Below are 25,318 nucleotides of genomic sequence, written 5' to 3'. Positions count from 1 at the left end.
TTAAAAATAGGTCTTTAAATTCTATTTTAATACTTTACTCTTACCATAGCTTGTAGCAATGTCAGTTGCAATATTTCCAGCTTTTTCTCCTGCTTGCTGTGCTTGCTTAGAGCCTTTAGTAAAACCGTCTGCTAGTCCACCCAAATTAAATCCAGCCCAAGACATTGAGGCAATCCAAACTCCTGGTAATATCAAGAACATCATTCCTAATACAAAACTCATAATCAAATCATCTCGGTCATTTTGCAGGAAATTCCAGTTCACTAACGAATCCGTAGCATGGCCCGGTGAATTGTACAAGATAGTAATAAAAAACGAATCTAACCATCGAGCCAATTCCCACCAGAACGATGTCGTAACTAATGAAAATTGCACAAATATTAGTGTCACAATCGTTTTCAATGAATAACCACTGAAAATAGTCACGATCGGCGTTAAAATGATCACAGCCATAATCAATAAAGCTTGTATCATTGGTAATGAATTCCGCATTGCATCAAATCCTGGATAAGCGACTAAGCTACTGGCTACAACACCAATACCCGATACAACGGATGTGGTATGGTTCAGCAACGTGGGATCTAAGCTTCCGCCGTATCCAGCATAAACTTTCCCTCGAGAAATACTGATATTCTCCGGACGCAATAAAGTGCGTAATAGTGCTTCATCTTGAATATTGGCACTGGTAAACATATCGCTTAATTTTACCGATAAATTCTGCCTCATATCCGATAACAGCATATCTTTTAAGCCAACTTGAGCATCTGACCACCATTGATCACAGCGTGGGAATCCCCCCTCACCAGTATTAGGTAAACCCTGATCTCGATTCTTATCATACTCCCAGCGTTTCATTGGTTGCATTGCCCGATAACGAGGATAAAGCTCACTATTTGAGATAAGTATTTTTCCACCTAACCACTCAATCTCTCTCGCTTGTGCCGCATTCATTGAGACTTGGCTCTCTTGTATTTTCCGTCTTGATGGCAAATAACATTGCTGCACAAATTGCCGCACTTCCGTGAGCAATGCCGGATTATTGATTTTCTCGTGTTGTACTTCGAATCGAATTTGACGAAGATCTGGCTTACACGGAATAGTCGACACAGCACCGTGCAAAATACCTTTATTGATAGCATGTACTAGGGCCCATAATAGTGGTACTTTCGCCTGTTTATCAGCAAATTCGCTGACCATATTAGCATAGCCGGTTTGTTGTGTCGCAAGTGGTACTTTGTAGCCACATTGTTTCGAACGATCAACGTGGTACGCTAAATTATTCAACGAAATCGGCAGCATTGGTGCAAGCGTCAATACAATAACAAACATCGCTGGAAAAAATTGAATACCTAGCCAGTCTATCAATAAATCCCCTTTATTACCTTCATCTGCACCTTGTTTTTTCACATCGAGCCACGTTTTAATGAGTATTCCAATGAGCGGAGCAATAAATAACCCGGTGCTAACAAGTAGCCCAAATAATCCGTTATTGATAATCCAACCAAGTAACGTCAGAAAATATTCAAGATAACTATCTACATTAAAGGTCATTTCCCCTCCCTATAACCGATAGAGTAAATTCAACCCCTCATTGAGGGCAAAAGCCAATACAATTAAAATGATGGCTTTACGTGGCAAGGGAGTTCTTGAATGCTGAATAAAATAAAGTAATATGCCAACACTCATATAAACCAAGATCCTAAATAATAACCAATAATTCGCCGTTGCTCGAAACCAATCATTCAAATTAATGCCGGGTAAATAGTTAACAAATGCCACGCCACAAGCTAGAAGGGCAACAAAGACTAAAATACCTACTAAAAGTGCGGTCAATATTTTGCGTTTTTTGGAATGATGGCTCATTCTTTACCTCCGAATATCCCATTAGGTATCGCCGGCTGAACCTTGAGCTTGTCGGCAATCGCATAAGCCAACCAAAATGCATCTACATCATCTTTCACGTTTATTGAAAGCCGAATCGCATTCATATCATTGATAAATTGATAATAACCGCCGATATTCAGCAATAAATAGGTCGTCGCTTTCTCTCCAGTAATTTTGATGTTCCACGCCCGTTGCTTAAACACCCGATGTGGATAGAGTACATAATGTTGAATCATGCCTACACGTCCCACAATCTCTTCACTAAGTTGGTTCAAATCCGTTAAAACTGCCTCAAGATTAAATGGTTGGCAAATTGGGTCAGCCTTAAATAACGGGCAGATATTAAGCTGTTTGCTGATAGCTTTCGTCATTTGAAATCCCTCTTGCCTTATCAATTTGTTTTGCCATAATCAGTGCCGCATCGAGTTCAGTGCATTGATGTTCAGCCATAATGGTTCGTCGTTGTGCTTTTTCGTGTTTTTCCGTCATTCCTAACGCTAAATAGATACTCGGCGGTACAACACGGAATAATGCCTCCATTCTCGTCGACAGCACCACGCCTTCGGTATATTTCTTATCTGCTTTCTTGGCAGATAACAGCATCAATTTTTGTGCTTCGGAGAGCCGACGGAAACGGCTGACTTCCTCAATCTCATCATTGCTTAAATTGAGGAGTTCCCACCATTCCAACATACTGAGTAACTTACTGGCTTCTTTCGGGAAATCATCCATATTTTGGGTAGCCAACCATAACCAGATACCCAATTTACGCCACATTTTAGAGCCCTTAACCAAGAATTTAGCCAATAAAGGGTTAACCGTAATAATATGCGATTCATCCGTCACATTGACGATAGGACGGAAACTATGTTGATATTTTTCGCCCAAACTGTTGATATGATTGATTAACGAAATATAAGCAATAGCAAGCTCCGCTTCATAGCCTTCGCGAGCAAACATCGCTAAATCCACTAACGTAATATCTGCTTCTGGCCAAATGTCTCCTTCCCTGTTAAAGAATCGCCCATTCACCCCAGTACAAAACATATCCATCGCCTCGGCCATTTCAGCCAATCTTGCCCGACGAGCTTCTCGGGTATCCGGATGTTGGCTTAATGCCTCAAGTGCTGATTTTACATCACCGGTTAAGGTCTGCCGCCCTTCTGCGTAGGTCTTCTCTGCAGCTATCATAATAGCACGACGAATTTGTGCACGGTCAGCACGACTCATTTTGTCATCTTCTTTGGCTTCACCGCCTGTAATCATTAAACGGGCTGTCAACTCCATCTCAGCTAACAGATCCCGTTGTTCACTGCCATTTTCGTCATCCTCCTCTTCATCGTCATCTATCACATTTTCAATATCTACCTCCATTGATAAGAGCTTATGAGCTTCAGAAAATAACGGTAAGACAATATTACTGCTTGGTTCTAATGATACGCGATTGACTGTTAAACCATACCGCTGAGCATAATCGACAAATAAACCAAAGGAGTTCCCTGCTTCAACAATAAATAAACGTGGTCTATGAATTGCCATCAACTGTGCCATTTGAGCATTCAATGTGGCTGACTTCCCCGAACCTGTCGGTCCTAATAGCAATTTATGTGCATTTTTAGCCCGATCTTTAGGGTTAAGCGGGTCAAAATCCAATGGCGAGCCACCTCGATTAAAATACGTAATGCCAGGATGCCCAGTACCAGTTTCCCGACCAAATACCGGCAACATATTGGCTAGATGCTGCACAAAATAATATTTGGTGTAATAATGGGTCTTCATATCCTGCTGAGGATTGAAATTCATTGGCAACCAGCGTAAATAGCTGTTAAGTGGAGCAATTTCCGCATTTTCTTTGACTGGCACCAGATTATTACTGAGTAAAATCGTTCTGAGCTCTCGGGAGCGTTTTTTTAGCTCTTTTTCATTTTTACCGTGTATATAGAATGCGAGACTGCCTTGATAGAGCTTATGCCCATCTTTCAGATACGACATCACGGTTTTAACATCTTGTTTGAGGTAAACCGACTCGTAATTTTCACCGACCGCACGACTATTGATTTTTTCAAGGTGGCTTTCTAATTTATCTTGTGGGTAAATGACAATAGTCGTTGCCATAATTGTGGATTCCGGCAATAAATCGAACAGGGCATTAATGTTTTTACCTCGTTTAACTTCGCCGGTAAAATGCCCGATTGTTGGATTATTACGTAGATTATCAACCACAACCACTTCGTGCGGTAAGCCGTCAAAATACCAGTGATTATTTTTACTTTCCGGTTCGTTATAAAACAGATTTTCACTAAAATCATGACCGACAAACGGCAACTCATCATCAGTAATTGGTTGGTGTAATTTGTCATAGCAAACACTATTTTCCAAATCAAAATAAGCAGATGGATTCGGATTAAACCAACGTAGTAACCATTGATGAATCTGCTCGCCGTTTTGTCGAGTGAGCTGAAGACCGGCGGTCGTCAATGCCCCGACAATCCTCTCGCAAGCATTATTTAACGATTCAATCGCACTGTGTTCTTCATTTTTCTCCACATAGCGATAAATCACCATCCGTGTCCGACGAATACGACCAGCCCAAATGGTATTGGTAATTTGATCGTCAACGAACAAGCCGCCTGGTTTACTGATATCTTTTAGGTGCTTTTCCGTATTTTTTATCCATTCTTGCGTAAATGCGGTTGCCTGAGTTTCTGGTTCGATATAATCTTTCAATTGTTCGACATAAGATCGCAAATCTTTTTCATCCTGACAGTAGAATTGCACTACATACGGATAAGTATCCAGTTCGTCAAAACTGTCTTGGATTGCATCCTTAACTAACCCCCGAATCCGGCTTAAATACTCTTCACTACGTCCTTCGGTACCGATAGGTTTTAAATCAAAGACAACACCAACGCTGCGTACATCATCTAATAACATTACCCCTTCTTGTGCTAAATACTCGCCCCACGGCAAGTGATCGATAAAAGAAGGCTGTTTACCGTATAACCGTTTATGATGTGCTGCCTGTGTAAGTTTGCCACTCCGCTTCACCGTCTCATTTCTGATCACTGCATCGGCATTCGGTTCAATATTTGCACGTTGCTCCAGTTTCTTAGCGGGCTTATCTGTTTTATCTGGAAAGAAAGAAGACAATACATCTTGCACCAATCCCATTACAACCCCCTTGTCCGCTCACCCGGCTGGGCATAGTGCACTCGACTATAAAATGGGATGACCGTCGAATAACCAGGTATCGGCATCGGTTCGCCACTAGCAGATAAATGCGGATAGACATACATAATTAAATCTGGGTTAGGCAACTGCGGAAACAGATTTTTAATTTCGTTTTCAGCAATTCGAGTATAGCTTTGCTGTTCTCTTACCGAGACATAACTCACTGGATCAATGCGACGATAATTACCATCTCGATAAACCTGCAATTGTCCATCGCTACTTCCTTTGTTCCAAATATCCCGCATTGTTTCATTACCTGTTGGTAAGAGTTCTTTTTGTGAGGTTGAACAAGCAGATAGTAAAAAAGCGAAGCCGATAAAACTTAATAGTGTGGTTTTCTTCATTGTATTATTCCTTAATCAAGCTGAGATGAACGAGACAATTGACTATATTTCACTTTGCGACCCATGCGGTCGTAATCAATTTCAATTGCTTTATCAATATGGATGGCAACGGGATGTCCTGGTGGTACATAAACGGCATCAAAATTTTGCCCATAGCGCTCTTTAAACCAGTTTGCTGTTTCTTGAATACCCTGACCGAGTGCCTGACCAAGCACATATTTACCTTGTTGCCCAGTAACCGCCCCCACAACTGCATTACCGTCCACTACAGTAGTTGTTTGTGCTTGAGAATAACCTTGAGCAGCCGCACCAGCCGCAGCTAACAAGAAATGCGTACCTAAATATTCTGGTGCATTGGTTTTTCTCTCTCCTGGTACACAAGGGATACCATGCGGATCAGAAAGCCAACCGATTTTATCTGTCCCTTTGCCACTCGTGACGATACGCCCATCACGAAATACAAAGGTCATACTTTTTATATCCCCTCGTACGCAAGATAACGTCCAATCACCAGTCGCCGTACCAGAGACAATCGCCTCTTCAATGTCTGGTAATTCAACCCCATTTGCGATTAAATTATCGTGTCCGATAATCACTTTAAATGGATAAGGATCATTGACCGAATTACCAACTGGAACACGACCTACAAGTGCAGTCATTGAAGTTGAACCCATTAATGTTGAATTTTTAGGAACGGTATAGGTAGGAGTTTTATTTTTGGTTCCAGATGAACGGGATAGCGTCGAACTTGAATTCGTTATATCTTCATCACTGCCTTGAATAAACGGCAATCCTTTTTTACCTGATCTGTAACCACTTGGTGTATTGTTACTCGGAAAACTAATTTTAGCCAGATTCCGTTCATCTAGAATTTGATCATCGGGGCTTATCCACTCTACTGCATTTTCATCAAGAGAAACTGAAGCCCCCTTCGGGGTCATATCCACAACAGGTAACGGTTCCGCCTGCCCGAGACCAATGCCATTTGGCTGTTTTTCTTCTGGTGAAAGTGTCACTTGAATGGCTTGCGATTGCCCTTGTGCTAAATTGGCAATCTCGCTTTTTAGCATTGCTACCATATCTTGTAGCTCTTGGGTTTTCGCTTGGACAGCATCATTGACTTGCTGCTGTACATTTTGCTCACGTTTGCGAAGATCTTCATTTTCCCGAATAATTTTTTCATTCTGAGAAATCACCCTCTCGTAACGGCGATTACCTTCTTTCGTGGCTCCAATTAACGTGCGCACCGTATCATTTTTGGTGTCACCTTCCAGCCCCAATTGACGAATTTCTTCCGGAGTTAAATCTTTGAGTGCGGTATCTAGTACACTGTTTTTTTGAGATTTAGCTGATGAGGAAAAATCCGCAAATAAGAGATAAGATACCCCCCCAACCATCAGGGTAATAATCAATCCAATAACAATAAACATTTTATTAGCTTTCATTTACTCCCCCTTTTGATGATGGCATAGGTACAGTACCTTCAATGACTTTTTTCACTACAATTTTGGTCGTTTTCTTCACTTTTTTCGGTGCAACATAGGGTTTTGTTTCCGGAATCAGTGCGTTATTCGGATAACCTTCCGTGACTAAATAAACGGTCGTGGTATCTTCCATTGACCCTGTTCCTCCTAACCAATTGTGTTGGAACGTCGCAGCATAAAAACGCCCTTGTAAGTCTCTTGGGTCCAGTTCTAGTCGTTGTGAACCACGATTTTGCAAACGAATTGCCGTCACAATATAATCATCCAACTGCCAACTCATTAGCGGTGTCGCATTGAGTGGCAATGCTGGCAATAAGGTAGTAATTTTTGCTGGGAGTCGATGGGCAACTTGACGCACACCTGGCAAGGGCTCAACGGTACGTAAAGGAGCATAGAGCATTTGTGCAGCATAACGTGTAAGTGCTGCTGGAATAGGTAGTTGCGGTATCGGATTGTCGGGTTGCTCGTCTGCTATATCATCTTGGTTAAAACTACCAGACTGATTTTCAAGTTTACCTTCGTAAATCAATCGAATGGTTTCTTCCGGATTAGGGACTTTTTCTTTTGCGACCACATCAAGTAAAATGATTTCATGGGTTTCCATATCTTTAAGCTGCAAGCGTGTTGTTGGAAAGGCTTCCAAGGCTTTGATATAAACCGCCCCGCCGGTTGATTGCAGACGTAGCTTACCGTCAAGAGTTCTTGGGTAACCTATTTTGACATTTCTATCGACTAAAATGACACGCTCTTTTTCTACTTGTAAATCTATCGGTAATGGCATTCTTTGCCACTTCATTAAAACATCAGCGTGTGCGGTCAAGACATAGCTACCAAGTAAAAGTGCGGTCAAATTTCTGGCTGTTTTATGTTTCATTTATTTTTTCTCCTCTTCCTTACTCTCTAAACGTAATGGAATTGAGGTATAACAGTTAAACCCGAGTCCCCACGGATTGCGTTGTGAATCCACATCCATCCGTACAATATTGATTGGAAAACGAGTCAATACCCGTTTCACTGGTTCGTCTTTATAATATTCATCCACGCTCAAATCTAAATTGACCGTCCAACTATCTTGATTATGGATAATTACCCGCTCCTCACTAAAACCCCGTCCTGGTATTTCATAAACACCCCGCACACGATCACGTAATTCACTATGATGTTGACGATCTTCATAATCTTTTAGCAAAAAGGCTTCGCAAGAAGGGGTTAAAAAGGGTTTAAGTGCGGTAATATTTTTTTCATAATCGTGCGTGCCATCTAAGGTCCAGCGATTCAGCTGCTGAAAGGTTTGGTAAGCAAAGGCATAAACCGTCGAAGTCGGCACTTCCCACCAAGGACGCTGACTACCAGCTCTTAAATCTGGCGGTAACAAAATTTTTAATGTACTTGGAAAGGTATAAATGACAAAAAGCAAACCAAAGCAAAGAGCTGTAATGCAAATAATCGAAATTTTTGCGACAGTTAACTGGCGATCTTTATGTTTGAGTGTATTTTTTAATCTACTCATTTAAAATAATCCTTTTGAAGAACGGCGTGTCGCCCAAAAGCCCTCACGCCGAATAAATTTATTGCCGCCTAAAAGCGAATCAATACGTTCTTCAATAAGGCGGTTTAAGTAGGCTTCGGGTTTACCTCTCTTAATGGCTGCCACAATACCTTTACCAATTAAAATAGTTACGATACAGAGCAACATTCCCATTGCAGGTATAAGTAGCCAGAAATCAGTTAATATCCAAAATATGAGGCCAATAATCAGACCAAATACAAATCCTAATCCAGCTGACATACCAAACTCACTTACAGTCATGCCACCAAAAACAGTGGCTTCACGATTAAGACGAGTAGGAAGAAAAGGAATAGTTTTATCTTGTTCTGACATATTGACCTCCAAGGTACGTTGACTAGAAGAGTCCTACTGCAAGTTTGACTAGCCACAAGCAGAAGAAAATCACAATAAAACCAACAATTAAAGCAACAATAAAGTGTCCCCAGCCTTTCTTACCATTTTCAGAAGTGACTTCGTTATAAATACTGACGAGTGCTTTTACAACAACAAATATTGCAGCAGCGGCAAGTAATACAGCAAGTAGTGTCACAAAGCCCTTGGCTACAATCCAAAGAATTTCCATCGGATCTTTTGTGTTACTATCTACCCCCGGAATCTGAAAGTCCGGAATTTTGGAAGCATCAGGACCTGCCGCAAAGACATTTTGAACGGTGCCAAAGCATAACAACATGAAGGCAATATAACGTGCTGATACCCATTGCCAGCCTTGCTTGACTTGACAAGAAAGTGAACGTAAAGAATTCATAGATTCCCCTAATAAACGAAAAACATAATGACAACGATAACAACCGCCGCCCCTTTCAGAATCAATATCAAATAACCAAAGATGTCCCCATCCGTTTGAAACCCACTAAAGCCTTTTCGAACTGCCCATACATATGCCAAAAAAAGACCGGCAATGAGGCAAATAGCAAAAAATGTGCGTAATTCAATGGCACTTAAACCACTTGCCGTTTCAAATGCACTTATCGGCGTGTAATCATTTGCCACTATAACCTCCCTGAGTTCTCAACTTAGTGTAGTCTTCTTTCAAGGTTCGGAAGGCATTTGGATCACGAGGAATGGCACGGGAAGGATTAATATATTGGTGAATACCGCTTTTTATGGCGTTAATATCTTGCGTTACCGCATGATAATCAAAATACTCACGGTTTTTCGCTGACGTTTTAGCTTCTGTCGCTGCACGTTTAAGCGATAGTTGTGCGGCTTCTAACTGCTTAATGGCTTGCACCAGCTGCTCTTTTTCAGTGGCTTGTACATTCAGAACAACCATTGATACGGCAACTAAAACCGCTTTTCCTAACGTGTTCATTGGCATCTCCTCGATTTAAAATTGATTCGGGTAAAGGTTGCCAAAAACACAACGGGAATTTAACGGGAAATTCTATTCAGAAATGAGAGAGTTTTTAGAAAGATAAAAGACTCCAAGTCATATACCTAGAATCTTTTGATATTAAAGATATTTTTTGAAACTTGCCGTTGTCACACAAATCGACAGCCCAAATAAAAAAGCAGCTGGAAGCAAGATAAGGTTCGGATAAACCGAAAAGGGAATAGATAAATACAAAATCCAAGATCCGATCATCACAGGCTTAATATAACGCCGTGCGTGATGATAAAGGAAACTGGATTCTCTCCCCGAGCCAAATTTCCGTAAATCGCGCCGCATTAAGCCCTCAGTAAAACCAGCAAATGCCGCTAATAAGAACAATGGACTGGTCAGGATAATGACAATGAGCCGAATCACAAAGGTAATAGAGACATAAATGATGGACTCTAAATAAGCTCGAGCATAATGATAAATAATCTGCTCCCAACTATTCTGATGCGTTGGTGACTGCAACCAATGTTGAAAACCAGTTTTCACAAATAACCAATCGTGGACGGTCAATGTTACAGCACTAGCGAGCTCACCTGGTGCATAGCCAAATAAGCTATGCGTCGCACTTTCCGAAATCCAGCCCAACTCTTGAATCATCATTTTCTGACTATGCAAATGCCCCTGTTCTGACCAGAAAAAAGCAATCCCCAACCATTCAAAGAAAATACTCAGCAATAAAGAAATAAACAGTGCAGCAAGCAAGGCCGATAATGTGTAAAACAGCCCTTTTTTCTTGACTTTTTTATTCGTTTGTTCGGTCATTATTGTAAAAATTCCTTATGGCTCACACGACAATGAATCAAGACATAACCTTGTTCATTTTTATTTGAGACCAAGTAAAAATAAGCACGTTGATGCTGAGTATCCTCTTCTGTTATCGGCACATCACTCGCTGTCCAGAGAGAAATTCCCTCATCTGCATATTTGGCCGCAAATTGATGTACGGAATCATTGCTTTCTACCCAACGATTAAGATAAGACTCAAAATAAAAGAGCAGCTCTTTTGAATTCGACAATGCACAAGAGACGGCAAAATTCGCCGTAAAGTCAATACATTGATTAGGTAAATCTAATAAGTTAGTTTCTTGTTCAAAACTCATTCTTCCTCCATATCCTGTTCATCCGTATCGGCTTGACTTATCGGCTCAGCTTCATCATCTTCAGGCAGATCAATATCACTACCCCAATCTAAATTGGCTTTTGCCATTTTTTCCTCTGTCACCATATTTTCAAATGAATCGACAATATCCTTTGACGGCGTATAGTCTTTAAATGCAGGCTCCCACCAATTTGCTGTAACGTGATAATTTTTTTGCATATTATCAAGTAACGCTTGCATTGACGGCGGTATCAAATCTTCTCCATCAATAGCAGGTAACGGCATTCTCACCTTATATAAGGTACTCCCGTTCATCAAGATAAAAGCCTGTCCTTTCGGCAAATTGGTGATATTTGCCACATCAAGCAACGGCACTTCTTTTTGCGAGATGCGTTCCCCAGTATTTGAGGTAAAAGCTTTATCATCATCTGGATTACTCGAATCGGTAAAGCTTGAGGTCACCATACTTTGTAAGATCGTGACCTTATGCAATTGATCGGTTAATAGTTTCGCCGTCGCCGGCGATTTTACCCGAAACATTATCAACGTATTAAAGTTACCAATGGTCTGCTCAGCCTTAGCTCGATTGCCAAGACGAGCCTCAATATCAGCAATGGTTTGAGTATAAGCAGTGACCTGCATTCCAGCCCCTCGCCCCTTATTAATCAACGGAATAAATTCATCACCCATTAGTTCATTAAATTCATCGCAATGTAAATTGATTTTAACTGGCTTTGACTGACCTTTAAATGCTTCTGGCAACCCCTCATCTACTCCATGTTTATAGATATGCCCTGCCATTGATACCAAATCGGCAAACATACTATTCCCAACCGCAGCGGCAACGGTAGCATCTGATAGGGCATCTAGTCCCACATAAACAATACCCCGTTTACGAATCACTTCTTCCCAATCAAAAATCGGACGCTCATCATTTACATCATCATAATTCGGTGATAATAATTCTTCGATTTTTCCTGTAGTGAGTTTTTCTAATAAGGGTAGCAATGACGCTACAATTTTATCAAAATAGGTTTTATCATAACGTACCGCCGTTGCTAGCCCCTCAAGCACTGGATCAAAAATCTTGTTTTCTAAAATATACTGATTGATGACCCAAATCAAAGGACGCTCTTTCATTCCGAAGGATAAATTTTTAACATCAACACTGGCTGTAATATTGAGTAGTCCTGGCCAAATTGCTGGATCAGTCGCATCGAAATAGTTTTTAGCATAACTCAAAAAGAGACCATCAATATTTTGCACATAACGTGATATTTGCGAATAATTTGGTCTCTCCCCCATTTCAACCAATGCTCTTGCTACCACATTGGTGAAACGCCAAGCAAATTCCTTGAATGCCGCCGAGTTACCTGCACCGCTTAGCTGCCCTGAAATCCTTCCCGCAACTTCGGAGACCCGACCGAAACGCCCAATCGGGTTGTAGCGTGCGGATTTTTCCGGATAGCCCAAATGGAACATATAAAATTCTTTATCCCGCCCCGCACGTTTTGCCTCCGCATACATCCGTTTTAACATATCAGGGTCACCTTTCGGGTCGAAAAAGACCACAACTTCGCGATCTACTTGCGTTTTGCCTCGATGAATATCTTGTGTCACTAACACTTCTGCAAAACGAGTTTTACCCACCCCTGTTGTGCCAAAAACAGCCGTATGCCCACCTCTTGAATTGAGTGGTTGCATAACATCAATTTCATTTAACTCAATGCCGTGAATCGCAGGAATACCTTCAACTGGCGGTAAGGGTCTTACCGGATTAAAGCATGAGTCTGATGTTGTTAACTTAGTAATTATGTTTTCGTGATGTTTTTCATACTCTCTTGCCATATTAAATAGCTTAGAGGGACGTAAGTATTTTTTGCCATCGGCGGAAAAACAATCATAGAGCCGCTGAGTGTGTTCTGGTTGCCATTCAAATCCCCGACCTAAAAATAAGAATTTTTTATTTACCGGAATTTGACGGCTAGTTAAGGCATAATGAGGCAGGCGTTTTAAATTGCGATGATAGCGTACAATACGCCAACCTTGGCGAAAACGCAGATAGCTTATTCCACCAAATCCGGCAGCCAACCCATAACCTATCGCTGGATGTAATGCCAAAGACCAAGGTGCCACACTGCATACATAAGCACATGCAGCGTGAGCTGCTGCCGGATAAAATTCAACTGGCGGACGCAATAACCCCTCTAACAAATATTTACTTGCCATTACTGTGATACTCCAGTTTCCGTAATCAATGCTGGATAATGAGAAAGCTTTAAGCGATCGCTTAAATCATCTGCCGGTGATGGTAATAATGTCAAATTCGGAGCCAAACGACGTAATTGGTTCAACTCATCTAGAGTGGTCACATTAACCACTAAACCGACCGCTTGTTGAGACAGTAAATAATTATAATGCTGAGACAACCATTGACGAGATAATTCATCTGCACCAATAAGGAAAATTGGTGACATCGCGGTTAACTCTAGGTTAATAGGTTTAACATCTCCAGGTGTCAATTTGTGTGACACTACCGGAAGCATATCCGCTTCCGTTACTGATTCTGGTATTGCGTTAGGGTAAATAGGTGCATTTTCATCGTGTTCTGGCTGAATACCTTCATAGAATCTGACCGCACTTTCCCCTCCTAAATCCGCAATGACCTTTAATTCTGCCAATGAATGCACAGAAAGGAGTAATCCAAGCCATAAAAAGTGATTTAATTTATTCATTATTTTTGCTCCAAAATTTTATCTATAATATCAACTAATTAGCCATATTTCTCCCCAAGTAGCCATTCATCACTAAATTTTTCAAAACGACCAAATGGGAAAGGAAAGTCTTGCGGAAAATAGAAATAGGTTGGTGCATAAACGAAAAAATAGTGCGAATAGGGCTAGAAGGTAATGATATTCCAAACATTTTAATTCCTACATATTGACGGTCTTATCAACCCAAATAACGTTTTTATCATCGGGTTCAATCCAAATCAGTGCATTTAGAGATGTCTTTTGACTTTGATTAGTGGGTAACGATAGAACTGGCTGTTTTATACGAGCTTGAGGTTTAATCCATACTGTTGCCGAGTGCTTATCTATCGGCTGCATAAAATTGGCGATCAATTTATGATGGTTATATCGCCCTTTTTGGTAAGCGATAAATTGTTTGACTGACATTCCACGCTTCATCCCATTACGTCGCATATTTTGGATATCTTCAGCGGTTGAACGCCCCACAATGGCACGATGAAACCCGTCTAACCCAATATTATGTGCCATATATAAATTTTCATCGGTTATAGAAATTCCACGTTGCTGAAATTGCTCAGTATGCCAACGGGCAAGTAATGCAGTTGCGAATGTATTGGTTCGTTTATGATAACGAGGGTCTTCCCTGGTGCCTTGAATAGACGGCGTAATTAAGTGCATTCCTAACTGTTTACCCCGTTCTGTTTGAGCCAGCCAATTCCAGGTATCTCGGGTAAATTGCCCGACACCGATAGGTCCTGTTGGCGAGACTTTACCATTCCAACCATCTTCCATTTTCACTAATCCTCGTAACATCACCTCACTGACCTGGTAATGCTTTGCAGCCTCCTGAATATACTGTTCGACATCTTTACCAAAGCCATTAAATGCTTGTGCTGTCGTAGAGCAAAGAAAAGGTAGCAAAATACTCACTAATAGACGAGAGACTGCCATTGTCCATCCTCTTGGATTTGGAATGCTGCCGGCATTTTACCGTTGGCATAACGAAGCCAGTAGCCCGTATCGTGATTAAGTGTAATTAAACGCAATTTAACTTTTTCTGGATTAATTTGATGTTTTTTTGCCCATTCTCGAATAGCGTTATCGTTACCATTTGCTCCTACTACATACACATCCACTGGGGTTTTATTATCAACGTGAGCCAACATTCGACTAACATCGGATTCGCATCTCAAACAATTATCTAAACGGGTAAAATAAATGACTCGCCCAACGGATTGTGAAATATGTGGTTCAACATCAAAAGGTAATTCATTGGGGTATAACTTAGCGAATGCCTTATCGTAAGCACGTTGAAATGCCAGCTCTCGCTCGACACGATTATGCATTTTTTTCGCCAACAATTCCGCATAACGTGTTTGCTCTGCTTCTGTTTTTGCTTCAATCCCTAACGTTGTCAGTGGATCAAGGTTCGGAGACCATACGCCACGTTCCCCCTGCTGTAATTCAAGGTAACGTTGCCATTCTTCAGTCGTTAATCCCCATTCTTGGGCTTTTTGACTCAACTCTGTTTGATTGAGTGATTTAACATCAAGACTTTTTTCAGCCGATGAGGTATGATTGGCGACCTCATTAAGCAGTCGGTTACTTTGAGTTGAATTCGCCTCCGCCATACCACTTACTACTAAAAATGATAAAAGGGGTAACTTAATAAATTTACTCATCAACCACCTCGGTCTGCGTTGTGGTTGAAATAATCTCAATACGTTTTTTCTCCATTTTAAGTGGTTTTTCGCGCATTTTAAAACACACCGTACGGGTAATATCATTTAACGTCACATAATAGGCAGGACCCGCAAGCATTTGTAGTGCTTCACGCAACTTAATTGGTCCGAATTGGTGATGAATTTTAGGCAGTGGTAACGAAAATAGCGATGCGGTTTGATCAAATGCAGAGCCATAGCAAAGACTTAAACCGGTTCCAGATAAAGTTGTTTTTAAACCTTGCTCAACCGTTGCCGTCATTGCACGTTTTAGCTTTGGTGTCATGTTGACGGAGACCATCTGCTCCAGCAAATATTTTTGCCCTTCTTCCGGCGAGGTATTAATCAGCGTATAGCGCCCTTGACGCACAATTTGGGTTACTGGCTCTGGATCATCAGCATACTGATAAATATCTGGAACAATGGCTTGTTCTGTGACAACCGGCGATGGCTTAATGATTTTAGAGGCATAACCTGCTACCGACAATGGATAGGTTTCCACGTTGGATACTGTCTCTTTTTTTGGATGTTGAACACACCCAGTTAACACAATACAAAGCACACTAGCGATTGAAAGAGAGAGAGCTATTTTTTTCATTTTTCTTCCCCAAAGTAGCAATTAACGTTTGTGTTACTATGGAGAAGATAATCTTGAAGTGGAATAATTTTTTATTTAGCAAAGTTAGATAAATACTTTTATTTATACATTTGATATTCCTTCTAAAAAGAGGGAATATCCCCATAAGGGAAATATTCCCTTTATGGGGTAAAGTGGGATAAAGTGCGGTCAAATCTGAGTGCACTTTAAAGTAAAATCAACTCATGCATTTTTTCTGCATTCGTTGTTTATGACGTTGTAATATACCAAATTTGGTGCTATTCGTACGGCTATAAGGTAAGGTCATAATGTTCTCCCTAAATGATAAATCAAAGGGAAAACCATCCATAGATGGCGATTTTCCCCTATGGGTAAAGTGTGAAAAAATACTTATTTCCAAATAATCGGTCATATCAGCATGGCTTTAATTGAGTCTACTTTATTTAGAAAATCTGACTCGTTGTAAATACAATCACCTTCGATATAAAAGTAAGAGCTACGAGCATTAATATCATAATTGATATTAATATCTATCTCTCCTTCCTCTAACTCAATTAATTGCCAAAACAGCAGCTTAAGCCTATTAAGAACGAGATTCTGATAGATATTGCCGAAATGAGGTATGTCACTATATTGACGTGCAATTTCCCAAACTTCATCTTCGCTGATATTACAATTAAAAGCATTCAAAATAACTTCCCAATCAGCAAGTGTTGGAGAAGTATCTTCAGTATAATTAAAAGACATATTTACCCCCAAAGCACTTCCGCTAATTTCACTTTTTTCTCAAGTTCATTCATGGTTTTTTTGGCATAGGTGAGCGAACAAGGATGCTCGCGTTTTTCGGGATTGTCTTTCAATTCCTGGTGTTTTTCTTTGGCTTTTGCCAATTCAAACTGAAAGAATTCGAGACTCTCCGGCATGGATAAATCAATTTTCCCTGCTCGGTTTTCCCAGTAAGCGATTTTATCATCGTAACTTTCTGCTTTTTTCATTTCTTCAACAGATTTTTCCATCCGTCGATGATTACGATCAAGCAGTGCTCGATGACGTTTTTCACTATGGTGACCAACTTTTATCGGCTCCCCCGTACTCAAAAACTCCCGTCCTTCTTGAGCCGCCTCAAGAAACTGATGGCTACGTTTCATCGCATTATGTGCTGCATCTTGATAGCGTTGCACTTTTTGCTCAGCACGTTTTTGGCTATCCATCCCGTCGCAGCGAGTAAAAGAATAAAAGTAGTGCTCCTCACTTTGTTTAACCAAATTATGGATTTCCACTTTTGTCTCCTTACCTCGCTGACTTGTCAGGATGATAATGTCGCCTTTCTCGTGGGCTTTTGAACATTTTGCAACAAAGACGTTTGGAGCAAATTTAGCATAAGTATTGGTTGTCATCGTATTTCTCCTATGTAAAAAGAAGGGAAATACGTCGCCCAAAGGGAACATATTTCCCTTTAGGGTTGTAAAAAATTAATCTAAAACAGCTTTCTCGGTGAATAGCTGATATAGCCTTCGGCTTTTTCAATATCGACAAATAAATATTCATATTTATCATAGAGTTTAACCAAAGGATGAGTCCGATTTAATACGCTACAGCAAATAGACGGTGCACGGAAAAAATACCATGGTATTGTGACATAATCGGCATCGTATTTTTCGGCGATATTAAATGCATCCACCGCATCTAAAATCCGTGGAGAGATGTAAAAATACGGTCAAATTTGAGCGTACTTTTCCGTTTAATATAAAAGGATAAAAAGACTAGCCTCGCCAGATGGGATCATCAAACTCGACAAATTTTTTACTATGTCGGCTTTTAATTTGAACCCCATTTGGTGAGATACCCGCAATCAATTCCGCGTCTGCGGTTGAGCAGTTGGTTAGCACAAAATCAGAGCGGGTTTCTTTTTTTAGTGAAAAGACTGCGGCGGGACGAAAGCCAGTAATTAAATCTAAGGCTAATCGTGCTTGATTACCTGATGTTTCAAGCCAAGCATCCCACATTTTCTTGTTTAGTTTAATTTCCATTTTGTTTCTCCTATAAAAATAAAGGGGAAACATCCATGGGGAGGCTTCCCCAATGGGTAAATGAGAGGTAAAAGTGCGATCAAGTTTGAGTGCACTTTGGAAGGTAAAAGAAAGACCAACAACATCATTGTTGGTCTTCGTTGTTTATGGGATTAATTGTCTTGTTCTGCACTTTGACGTTTTTCTAGCTGATATCTCAACTCCCCATCAACTTTAATAAAGTTGATTCGGAAGAGTCGTCCTTTCAGTGAAACGCCTGTATCCCCTTTTTTGTGATAATCACTGTCTTTGGAATAGGTGAATGTGTCATATCGTAAATCCCCCATCACAAATGAAACTAAGACTTTTTTCTTCGCCTCAACTGCTTCTTGACAGCGTTTAATCAACTGAACGGTTTCTTCTCCGGAAATATTCATATCAAAAAAACGATATTCCACTGAGTCTGCAGGACCAACTAATGCAGCAATACGACAAGCCCAATATGAATCTCCTTTTTTCCCTTTTGTCGGTTTGATTTCACGAATATCGCTAAGATAACCAATACCGGAAGTATGAAGATTGAAATATTGTGCTTGTTGTGAATTTTGAGTAGACATAATGTTTCTCCTAATTGTAAAAAAGCAGAGAAACATCCTTACCCAACACGGGAAAAATGTTTCCCGCCAAGGGTTAAAATTGATTGAGATGAGGGAGCATTCCTGTAAAACAGAGCCATCTTTCTGAATGCTGATGACATTTCGGCTGGGTTAAACACAACTACCACATCAGGTTAGTCCGTTGCTATTTCAAGTGTTTTGCAACTTTTAAGGGCTACAAAGTAGCGACTTAATGATAAGATTTAATCTCAATACTCAAGCAATTCATAGGAAAAATTAAATTTTCAAACAGAATAATAAAAAACAAATAAGCCATTAATGAATCACCTCACTAATGGCTTATTTACTTTTTTAGATGACAATCTGAAAAAAATGATTGTAAATCATTGACCAATATAAATTGATATCTGAAATCATTACATCTTCGTTACAATGTGTTGATCTCATTCTCATCTACCTGGCTACATTGTGGTCTTTAACCAGTATAACAATGGCATCTCAATTGATACAAAGGGCACCCATTTTTTCACCGGCGGGCTCCGGCAAAGAGAAGTTTGCAATTTATTGCTAAGTCTAAATACTACTTTGACATAAATAATATTTAAACTTAGCAATAACCACTTTGTAAATAAAAAAGTTAAACGATGCACTCCTACATTACAGAACCCTCTTTCTGAGTGCTAAGGGTATTTCGGCTGAGCATTGATAACCGACAATGCTAAACGGTTTTTGAATATGATCATCATACCATATTTATTTGGTTATTTGATGCAAATTTGCAAACTGTTGAGAAAGGTTTGAGGAAGTTGTTTTTTTACCATTTGATTTTTTCTTCTTCGTAGTTGATTCAACATATTTGCAATCTGGATAACTGATGCATCCCCAAAATTCTCCTTTCTCGCCTTTAATTTTTCTAAGCAGCTTACCACATTGTGGGCATTTCTTAATGTCAATATTCCCCATATTCAGTTTTTGTTGCATACCCCTTTCAATTAAATGACGTGTAAATTGTTCTTGTTTCTGCATAAATTCAGGTAAACCCATTTGACCTTCTGCAATTTTATTGAGTGCCTGTTCCCATAATGCAGTCAACCCAGGATCTTTCAACACGGTCGGTAAATTATCAATCAACATTATGCCAGCTTCCGTTGCAATCACGGATTTTCCTTTTTTCTTAATATAACCGCGATCATAAAGGGTTTTCATAATACTGGCTCGCGTCGCTTCCGTACCTAATCCCTCCGTTTCCCGTAATTGTTTTTTAAGGCGCTCATCCTTCACAAAACGAGCAACATTGACCATCGCAGTCAATAGCGTTCCCTCCGTGTAATGGCTCGGTGGTGAGGTTTTTAGTGACTTAACTTCAGTATCAATGATTTGTAGCATTTGGTTAACATTGACAGCTGGTAGCCTTTGCTTCTCAGTGTTATCCTCTTGTGAGGATTTGCTAAATAATATTTTCCAACCGGAAGCAATAACCACTTGACCTCTCGCAATTAACGTTTGCCCTCCGGCGGATAAAGTAATAACTGTTTTATCGGTTTCAATGTGCGGTAAAAACTGTGCAAGATAACGACGTCGAATTAAATCATACACTTTGAACTCATTTTCATCCATTTTACTGATGTCAACTCGTCCTGTTGTCGGAATAATACCGTGATGAGCCGTGATTTTTTTATCATTCCAGGTTCGTGATTTTTGAGACAAATTTAACTGGGGTCGTAATGGTGTTAGTGAAGTATCGGCTTTCATTAGGCTTTCAATGACTTTAGGAACTTCAATTAATTGTGATTCTGGCAGATAGCCAGAATCCGTGCGTGGATATGTTGTAGCCTTATGCTTCTCATATAAGGATTGAGCAATATCTAAGACTTGCTGAGCACCTAAATCATATAATCGGTTACATTCACTTTGTAAATCGCTTAATGTGAACAATAAAGGTGGGCTTTCTTTTTCCCGTTTGATTTCAATATTTTTGACCTGTGCTTTTCCCACCTGGCGAATAGCATTTTCCGCAGTATTAATTACTGATATATCTAAGCAACGCCCGTCTTCATCACAATATTGTTCAGGAACAATTAAAGTTGCCCTAAAATATTCTGACGTGGCTGTTGCCACTTGAACGATTAAAGTATAGTGCGATTTCGGAACAAAATTTGCAATTTCCTTATCTCGATTAACGACCAACGCTAAGGTTGGGCTTTGTACCCGACCAACAGAAAGAGGGGGACCCTGATAGCCTTGTTGCTGGGCAAGTAAGGTAAACATTCGAGATAAATTCATCCCAATAAGCCAATCAGCTCGACTACGAGCAAGCCCAGCATAATAAAGCGGTAAGGTTTCTTCATTAGTTTTAAGTTGACTTAATGCCTTACGAATACTGATATCATCAAGCCCAGTAATCCACAAACGCTGAATAGGTCCAGTATATTTAGCAATCTCTAACATTTCTCTAGCAATTGTCTCTCCCTCACGATCAATATCTGTCGAAATCACAACAAATTTAGCTTTTTTAAGCAATGACAGAACGGTTTTATATTCTTTTTTTGTATCCGCTTTAGGAGCAACCTGCCATTGGGTTGGGATAATCGGCAACCTATCTAATCGCCAATCTTTCAAGGTCGGATCATATTGTTCTGGTGAAAATTGCTCAACTAAATGCCCTCTTGCCCAAGTTACCACTGTTACACCATCAGGTGTTGATAAGTAACCCTCGCCTTTTTGGGTGGCCCCCAGCACCTTGGCAATATCACGTGCTTGGCTTGGTTTTTCACATAAAAAGAGTTTCATTTTATTTCCTCAATAAAAAACATTATCCAAAATAGTAATCTTTTCGAAAAAGTTGACTCAATCGTTTTTTATTTTATGAGGGAAGATATTATGACTTGGATAAACATTAAAATTGATATCTATAAAATATCAAAAGACAATCCTTATCATCCTAATTATTTTCTCACTAAGTAGAATTTATTTTTCCATGTTGTAAATAAATGTCGCGACATATTATTAGCTCATTTATTTACAAGAGGAAAATCCAGATGACAAAAGAAAATGTGTTACAAAATGAGGCAAAACTTGTTGATTCAGCGAAAAACAAAGCTTACAGGCAATGCGATGAAGTTATTGTGTTTGCACTCCAAGACAACTACCATCAGTTTTCTATTGGGATTTCGACTATCTTAGAGTGTTTAAAATTTGCAGAGTTACGAGGGGCGATTCCTCCGCTTCCTGAAACTTGGTGGGACGAAACTAAAACAAGGGTTAATTTACCGTAAACCCAAATTCTTCAGCAATACTACGAGCAGAATCAATGAGTTTCCTACTGTGTTCTTTCTGCTCGTCGCTTTCATTTAAAGGCGTATAATTAAATAGACGTCGACAATAAATCGGATCAAATTCAATTACTTGCGAATAGATGTTCTTGATACTCCCATCTTTTTCCTTTAATGCAATCGAAAAGGTTAACTTTTCAGTCAAATTGTGGCTATCTTCCAATTCTGCAAGATGATTTCTAAAACAAAAAGAAATATCGTTGAAAGTACTCAATTTTTTCCCATCAAATCTCACCAATTTTTTATCCAAAAGCTGCTTTTTTAGTGTTTCAGAAAAGATAATTCGTCCATTGAGGTGGTATGTTCCTGAGAAGTAAGCAAACATCAAGGGAACATTCAGCAATGTCGCCCCAGGATACAGGTAACCTTTTGAGGTGAAATAGTATCGCAACATAGACTTAGCTAAGACATCACTGATAAATATACCGATATGTTTTCGAATGAAATAAATCACTTTATCAAAGTGATTAACTAGGATATGAACAATATTGATTGCAGACTGGTCGAGCCCACTTTTACGTGCTCCATAGCTATAAGGCTTACGATCTTTTCTCAGTGGGCAAAAATCATAATTGTCTTGCTGATACTCAGCAAGTTGTGGGATTGATGTGCTGTAATGCCGTCCATATGGCGAATCAGTATGAGCCAACTTTATATACAAACCGATAATTTGAATGGGATTATTACAAGCTGGGCAAACTGCAAACTGTGACACATCATCCGTTTTCTCTCTTAAACGGTAATACGGAAATTTTTTCTCCGTTTTTGTTTCAAAGGTATTAACATTAATGTCATAGTAGGTTGTATCTTCGGGACGAAGTTTAAATATATACATAGAAAGCCCTTAGTTACCAAAACATAACGACATTTTATGCTCACATTGAGGCATTTCAAGCTATTTATGAGTAAAAAAATCCCAAGTATTATTTACTGGGAAATGCTTTGGAGAGTTGCTATACCGTATTTTATCTTACCCTAGTTAGGCTTTATTTAACCGCTTCTCGTAACTTGGCTTTAATATGCTCGGCAAACTCTTTGTTTCCTCTCACTTTCCAGAAGACATGAGTGTTTTTACCTTCTTTTTCTAATGTAACATCAACATAGTACTGTCCTTCGTTTCCGAAAGAATCAGCCATTCTATAATAGACCCCAGGTGTTTTTTCGTGTACATACCCACCTTGTGCAAGAGCACCTTTCTTCCACGCACAATTCTTATCAAGATTTGGGTCACACTTCAGCATTTCTTCCATTGTTTCAAACCCGACATTGCGTTTTATTCGGACATAAAGAGTATCAATATCTCGTTTTGATGTTACTGTATCCTCGAATTTTTGATTGTCTACATTTATCATTTTATTTATTTCTCCGGCCCAATCACCAACTTTTTGGTTAAGTGCTGAAAATTCTGTACAGCCGGCTATTGCAAAACATAATGAGATTAATATAAATTTTTTCATTTAATACTCCATTATTGGTATAAATTAAGAAGTGAGGCAATAATTTAACCACACTGTTAGGTGGAGCACAACCTAATATTTTTCTTGCTTTTCTTCATCAGTTTCTAAGGGATATCTCATCGTATATTTCCCCCAAAATTTAAATTACGGAGATACTATGTTTACTATAACCGTGATGAATCGGAGCAAATGGAATATCATCATCAAACTCATTCATCGGCTGTTCTGGCTGGGGTTGACTAGCCTGTTGTTGAAAAGGTTGATGACCTGGTGCTGAATTTTGCGGACGAGAACCTAACATCTTCATCACATCCCCCTGGATTTCGGTTATGTAGCGATCTTGACCGTTCTGATCTTGCCATTTACGTGTACGCAAGCGACCTTCTACATAAACTAGTGACCCCTTCTTCAAATATTCGCCACAGATCTCGGCTTGACGGCGATAGAAAACAATACGGTGCCATTCTGTTAATTCACGACGGTCACCAGTATTTTTATCCATCCAACTCTCACTTGTCGCCACACTAATATTCGCAACCGCTTCTCCATTTGACATTGTACGAATTTCGGGATCATTACCAAGGAATCCCATAATAATTACTTTATTTACGCTAGCCATAAACACTCCTTATTAAAAAAATTATTCTTCCCAATGTTCAGCATAGATATGATTTCGAGTTTCAAGTTGATTTAATTGGTTAAGCACATCAATCGCTAATCTTTTCTCATCATTCTCATTGAAAGGAGATTTAACTTTTTCGTACTCTACTGATGAGTCAACCACAGACTTTCCATCAATACTGATACTAAAATGAATATGCACTTTTCCCATAATATTGTTCCCTTGTGTAATTAATAAACTGATGGAGATTGTGCATACATTATGAAGAAGACTTAAGAGGAAATTCACTTGATAAATAAAATAATTATAAGTTGTTAATAACACTTACAGTGCTTCACTCGTTTTATCCCCCCAAGGTTTTGTATAGATCCATCTTCCAGAATGGAATTCATTCATCTTATCTATGATCTCTTTAGTTAGCTTACGTTATTGAGAAAAATAAGATCGTTTTTCAGATTGTTCTTCAATTTGATGCTGAATAATGGTTTTACCATCAATTTAAACTATAAACATCATCTTTACACTGCTCATTATTTACTCCTAAAGAAAGACATTACTTTTTAATGGGAAGGGGCTTTTTTCGTTAAGGTAAGGGGCTTGTCCCCTTACCTTTAAAAGGCCTTTTGTATCCAACGATTACAAACTGTGAAAATCCAACGGTTACAAACTCAAAAATCCAGAGCTTACAAACTGCTGTGATTTCATCATTTTACTCTAATCATTCACCTCTCATAGCTTGTTCCACTTCAAGCCATTTTTCTGACATATCCGTTAATTGACGTATCATTGTATTAAGCACCGACATTTGCATATTTAGTACCAACCGCTCTTTTTCCATCTGAGCAATCTGCTTTTTAACAACTGCCGGAATGCTACTATCTTCAATCAAACTTTTCCAAACTAAACCGCCCTTTGGCTGTTTTTGCTGCCCAAAGGTAATACGCCAGCGTAAAAAATGTCCACCGGAAGAGGAAGATTTATCTTGGATTAGCCTAAATCCCAGTGCTTTAGTAACATCACTATTTTTTAATTTGTTGACAATCACTTGATGTTGCTGAATTAAATGTTCTCGAATTTGATAGAGTGATAGCTGTAATTGCTCACAATCTTCAATATTTTTTATTTCACTGAAAAATTGTTTCAGTACGGAATTAAGCGGTGTCTGCACGGCAAGCTTCCGATACATATCACCCAAGATTAATTCATTTTTCATTTC

At 39.5% G+C, this 25,318-nt stretch carries 31 protein-coding genes; 1 reads left to right on the top strand and 30 read right to left on the bottom strand.

Annotated elements, in window-relative coordinates:
- Positions 1–21: 21 nt before the first annotated feature.
- From ACPEEM_RS11360 to ACPEEM_RS11240, 25 genes are all read right to left on the bottom strand, one after another.
- Positions 22–1,551 (bottom strand): conjugal transfer protein TraG N-terminal domain-containing protein, encoded by a 1,530-nt coding sequence (locus ACPEEM_RS11360; RefSeq protein WP_424407110.1) that lies wholly within the window; start codon positions 1,549–1,551, stop codon positions 22–24.
- Between the two features lie 9 nt (positions 1,552–1,560).
- Positions 1,561–1,863 carry a hypothetical protein gene (locus tag ACPEEM_RS11355; RefSeq protein WP_424407109.1) on the bottom strand — a complete coding sequence of 101 codons (303 nt, stop codon included), beginning with the start codon at positions 1,861–1,863 and terminating at the stop codon, positions 1,561–1,563.
- Entirely contained in the window at positions 1,860–2,255 is a 396-nt protein-coding gene (locus ACPEEM_RS11350; RefSeq protein WP_424407108.1) for a hypothetical protein, read from the bottom strand. The genes ACPEEM_RS11355 and ACPEEM_RS11350 overlap by 4 nt, the downstream gene beginning before the upstream one ends.
- The gene (locus tag ACPEEM_RS11345) at positions 2,227–5,055 is read right to left on the bottom strand and encodes a conjugative transfer ATPase (RefSeq protein WP_424407106.1); all 2,829 of its coding nucleotides are present in this window, start codon (positions 5,053–5,055) and stop codon (positions 2,227–2,229) included. Before ACPEEM_RS11345 ends, ACPEEM_RS11350 begins: the two co-directional genes overlap by 29 nt.
- Complete coding sequence (locus tag ACPEEM_RS11340) at positions 5,055–5,459, bottom strand: TIGR03751 family conjugal transfer lipoprotein (protein WP_424407104.1); 405 nt, start codon at positions 5,457–5,459, stop codon at positions 5,055–5,057. Before ACPEEM_RS11340 ends, ACPEEM_RS11345 begins: the two co-directional genes overlap by 1 nt.
- Before the next feature lie 11 nt (positions 5,460–5,470).
- Entirely contained in the window at positions 5,471–6,904 is a 1,434-nt protein-coding gene (locus ACPEEM_RS11335; RefSeq protein ID WP_424407102.1) for a TIGR03752 family integrating conjugative element protein, read from the bottom strand.
- A complete protein-coding gene (locus ACPEEM_RS11330) occupies positions 6,894–7,817 on the bottom strand; it encodes a TIGR03749 family integrating conjugative element protein (protein ID WP_424407100.1) in 924 nt (307 codons plus the stop codon). The genes ACPEEM_RS11335 and ACPEEM_RS11330 overlap by 11 nt, the downstream gene beginning before the upstream one ends.
- Entirely contained in the window at positions 7,818–8,453 is a 636-nt protein-coding gene (locus tag ACPEEM_RS11325) for a PFL_4703 family integrating conjugative element protein (RefSeq protein ID WP_424407099.1), read from the bottom strand. It lies immediately after the preceding gene.
- Positions 8,454–8,825, bottom strand: coding sequence for a TIGR03750 family conjugal transfer protein (locus ACPEEM_RS11320; RefSeq protein WP_424407097.1), 372 nt, complete (start codon positions 8,823–8,825; stop codon positions 8,454–8,456).
- 22 nt (positions 8,826–8,847) lie between these two features.
- Positions 8,848–9,258 carry a DUF2976 domain-containing protein gene (locus tag ACPEEM_RS11315; protein WP_424407095.1) on the bottom strand — a complete coding sequence of 137 codons (411 nt, stop codon included), beginning with the start codon at positions 9,256–9,258 and terminating at the stop codon, positions 8,848–8,850.
- Between the two features lie 8 nt (positions 9,259–9,266).
- The gene (locus ACPEEM_RS11310) at positions 9,267–9,503 is read right to left on the bottom strand and encodes a DUF3262 family protein (RefSeq protein WP_077583235.1); all 237 of its coding nucleotides are present in this window, start codon (positions 9,501–9,503) and stop codon (positions 9,267–9,269) included.
- On the bottom strand, positions 9,493–9,831 hold the full coding sequence (locus ACPEEM_RS11305) for an RAQPRD family integrative conjugative element protein (protein WP_424407092.1): 339 nt from the start codon (positions 9,829–9,831) through the stop codon (positions 9,493–9,495). Before ACPEEM_RS11305 ends, ACPEEM_RS11310 begins: the two co-directional genes overlap by 11 nt.
- A 135-nt stretch (positions 9,832–9,966) precedes the next feature.
- Positions 9,967–10,656, bottom strand: coding sequence for a TIGR03747 family integrating conjugative element membrane protein (locus ACPEEM_RS11300; RefSeq protein ID WP_424407090.1), 690 nt, complete (start codon positions 10,654–10,656; stop codon positions 9,967–9,969).
- Positions 10,656–10,994, bottom strand: coding sequence for a hemophilus-specific protein (locus tag ACPEEM_RS11295; protein WP_424407088.1), 339 nt, complete (start codon positions 10,992–10,994; stop codon positions 10,656–10,658). The genes ACPEEM_RS11300 and ACPEEM_RS11295 overlap by 1 nt, the downstream gene beginning before the upstream one ends.
- Positions 10,991–13,222, bottom strand: coding sequence for a type IV conjugative transfer system coupling protein TraD (traD, locus tag ACPEEM_RS11290; protein WP_424407086.1), 2,232 nt, complete (start codon positions 13,220–13,222; stop codon positions 10,991–10,993). The genes ACPEEM_RS11295 and traD overlap by 4 nt, the downstream gene beginning before the upstream one ends.
- Complete coding sequence (locus tag ACPEEM_RS11285) at positions 13,222–13,728, bottom strand: integrating conjugative element protein (protein ID WP_424407084.1); 507 nt, start codon at positions 13,726–13,728, stop codon at positions 13,222–13,224. Before ACPEEM_RS11285 ends, traD begins: the two co-directional genes overlap by 1 nt.
- Positions 13,729–13,926: 198 nt before the next feature.
- Entirely contained in the window at positions 13,927–14,697 is a 771-nt protein-coding gene (locus ACPEEM_RS11280) for a hypothetical protein (protein WP_424407082.1), read from the bottom strand.
- On the bottom strand, positions 14,676–15,428 hold the full coding sequence (locus tag ACPEEM_RS11275; protein ID WP_424407080.1) for a TIGR03759 family integrating conjugative element protein: 753 nt from the start codon (positions 15,426–15,428) through the stop codon (positions 14,676–14,678). The genes ACPEEM_RS11280 and ACPEEM_RS11275 overlap by 22 nt, the downstream gene beginning before the upstream one ends.
- Complete coding sequence (locus ACPEEM_RS11270; RefSeq protein WP_424407078.1) at positions 15,421–16,065, bottom strand: PilL N-terminal domain-containing protein; 645 nt, start codon at positions 16,063–16,065, stop codon at positions 15,421–15,423. Before ACPEEM_RS11270 ends, ACPEEM_RS11275 begins: the two co-directional genes overlap by 8 nt.
- Positions 16,066–16,473: 408 nt before the next feature.
- The gene (locus ACPEEM_RS11265) at positions 16,474–16,812 is read right to left on the bottom strand and encodes a hypothetical protein (RefSeq protein ID WP_424407076.1); all 339 of its coding nucleotides are present in this window, start codon (positions 16,810–16,812) and stop codon (positions 16,474–16,476) included.
- Positions 16,813–16,814: 2 nt separating this feature from the next.
- Complete coding sequence (locus ACPEEM_RS11260) at positions 16,815–17,462, bottom strand: DUF3560 domain-containing protein (RefSeq protein WP_424407074.1); 648 nt, start codon at positions 17,460–17,462, stop codon at positions 16,815–16,817.
- A gap of 80 nt (positions 17,463–17,542) precedes the next feature.
- On the bottom strand, positions 17,543–17,746 hold the full coding sequence (locus ACPEEM_RS11255) for a hypothetical protein (RefSeq protein WP_424407072.1): 204 nt from the start codon (positions 17,744–17,746) through the stop codon (positions 17,543–17,545).
- Between the two features lie 82 nt (positions 17,747–17,828).
- Entirely contained in the window at positions 17,829–18,095 is a 267-nt protein-coding gene (locus ACPEEM_RS11250; protein ID WP_424407070.1) for a hypothetical protein, read from the bottom strand.
- 152 nt (positions 18,096–18,247) lie between these two features.
- On the bottom strand, positions 18,248–18,691 hold the full coding sequence (locus ACPEEM_RS11245) for an STY4534 family ICE replication protein (protein ID WP_424407068.1): 444 nt from the start codon (positions 18,689–18,691) through the stop codon (positions 18,248–18,250).
- Between the two features lie 753 nt (positions 18,692–19,444).
- Positions 19,445–21,481, bottom strand: coding sequence for a DNA topoisomerase III (locus tag ACPEEM_RS11240; protein ID WP_424407066.1), 2,037 nt, complete (start codon positions 21,479–21,481; stop codon positions 19,445–19,447).
- 248 nt (positions 21,482–21,729) lie between these two features.
- Here ACPEEM_RS11240 and ACPEEM_RS11235 point away from each other — a divergent pair, with 248 nt between their 5' ends.
- The gene (locus tag ACPEEM_RS11235; RefSeq protein WP_424407064.1) at positions 21,730–21,966 is read left to right on the top strand and encodes a hypothetical protein; all 237 of its coding nucleotides are present in this window, start codon (positions 21,730–21,732) and stop codon (positions 21,964–21,966) included.
- Here ACPEEM_RS11235 and ACPEEM_RS11230 read toward each other — a convergent pair.
- The 5 genes from ACPEEM_RS11230 to ACPEEM_RS11210 all read right to left on the bottom strand — a co-directional run bounded on the left by ACPEEM_RS11230 (position 21,953) and on the right by ACPEEM_RS11210 (position 25,315).
- A complete protein-coding gene (locus tag ACPEEM_RS11230) occupies positions 21,953–22,858 on the bottom strand; it encodes a hypothetical protein (RefSeq protein WP_424407062.1) in 906 nt (301 codons plus the stop codon). The genes ACPEEM_RS11235 and ACPEEM_RS11230 overlap by 14 nt on opposite strands.
- 151 nt (positions 22,859–23,009) lie before the next feature.
- Positions 23,010–23,480: a hypothetical protein gene (locus ACPEEM_RS11225; RefSeq protein ID WP_424407060.1), complete on the bottom strand. Its 471-nt coding sequence runs from the start codon at positions 23,478–23,480 to the stop codon at positions 23,010–23,012.
- A gap of 139 nt (positions 23,481–23,619) precedes the next feature.
- Complete coding sequence (gene ssb, locus ACPEEM_RS11220) at positions 23,620–24,099, bottom strand: single-stranded DNA-binding protein (RefSeq protein ID WP_424407058.1); 480 nt, start codon at positions 24,097–24,099, stop codon at positions 23,620–23,622.
- Between the two features lie 21 nt (positions 24,100–24,120).
- Positions 24,121–24,312 (bottom strand): hypothetical protein, encoded by a 192-nt coding sequence (locus ACPEEM_RS11215; RefSeq protein WP_424407056.1) that lies wholly within the window; start codon positions 24,310–24,312, stop codon positions 24,121–24,123.
- Positions 24,313–24,820: 508 nt separating this feature from the next.
- Positions 24,821–25,315 (bottom strand): DUF3158 family protein, encoded by a 495-nt coding sequence (locus ACPEEM_RS11210; RefSeq protein ID WP_424407054.1) that lies wholly within the window; start codon positions 25,313–25,315, stop codon positions 24,821–24,823.
- Between the last annotated feature and the right edge of the window lie 3 nt (positions 25,316–25,318).

The sequence above is a fragment of the Pasteurella pantherarum genome, from assembly GCF_049670885.1.
GTDB lineage: Bacteria > Pseudomonadota > Gammaproteobacteria > Enterobacterales > Pasteurellaceae > Pasteurella.
The sequence above is the reverse complement of the archived record's forward strand: the minus strand, read 5'-3'. Positions and strand labels throughout refer to the sequence as shown.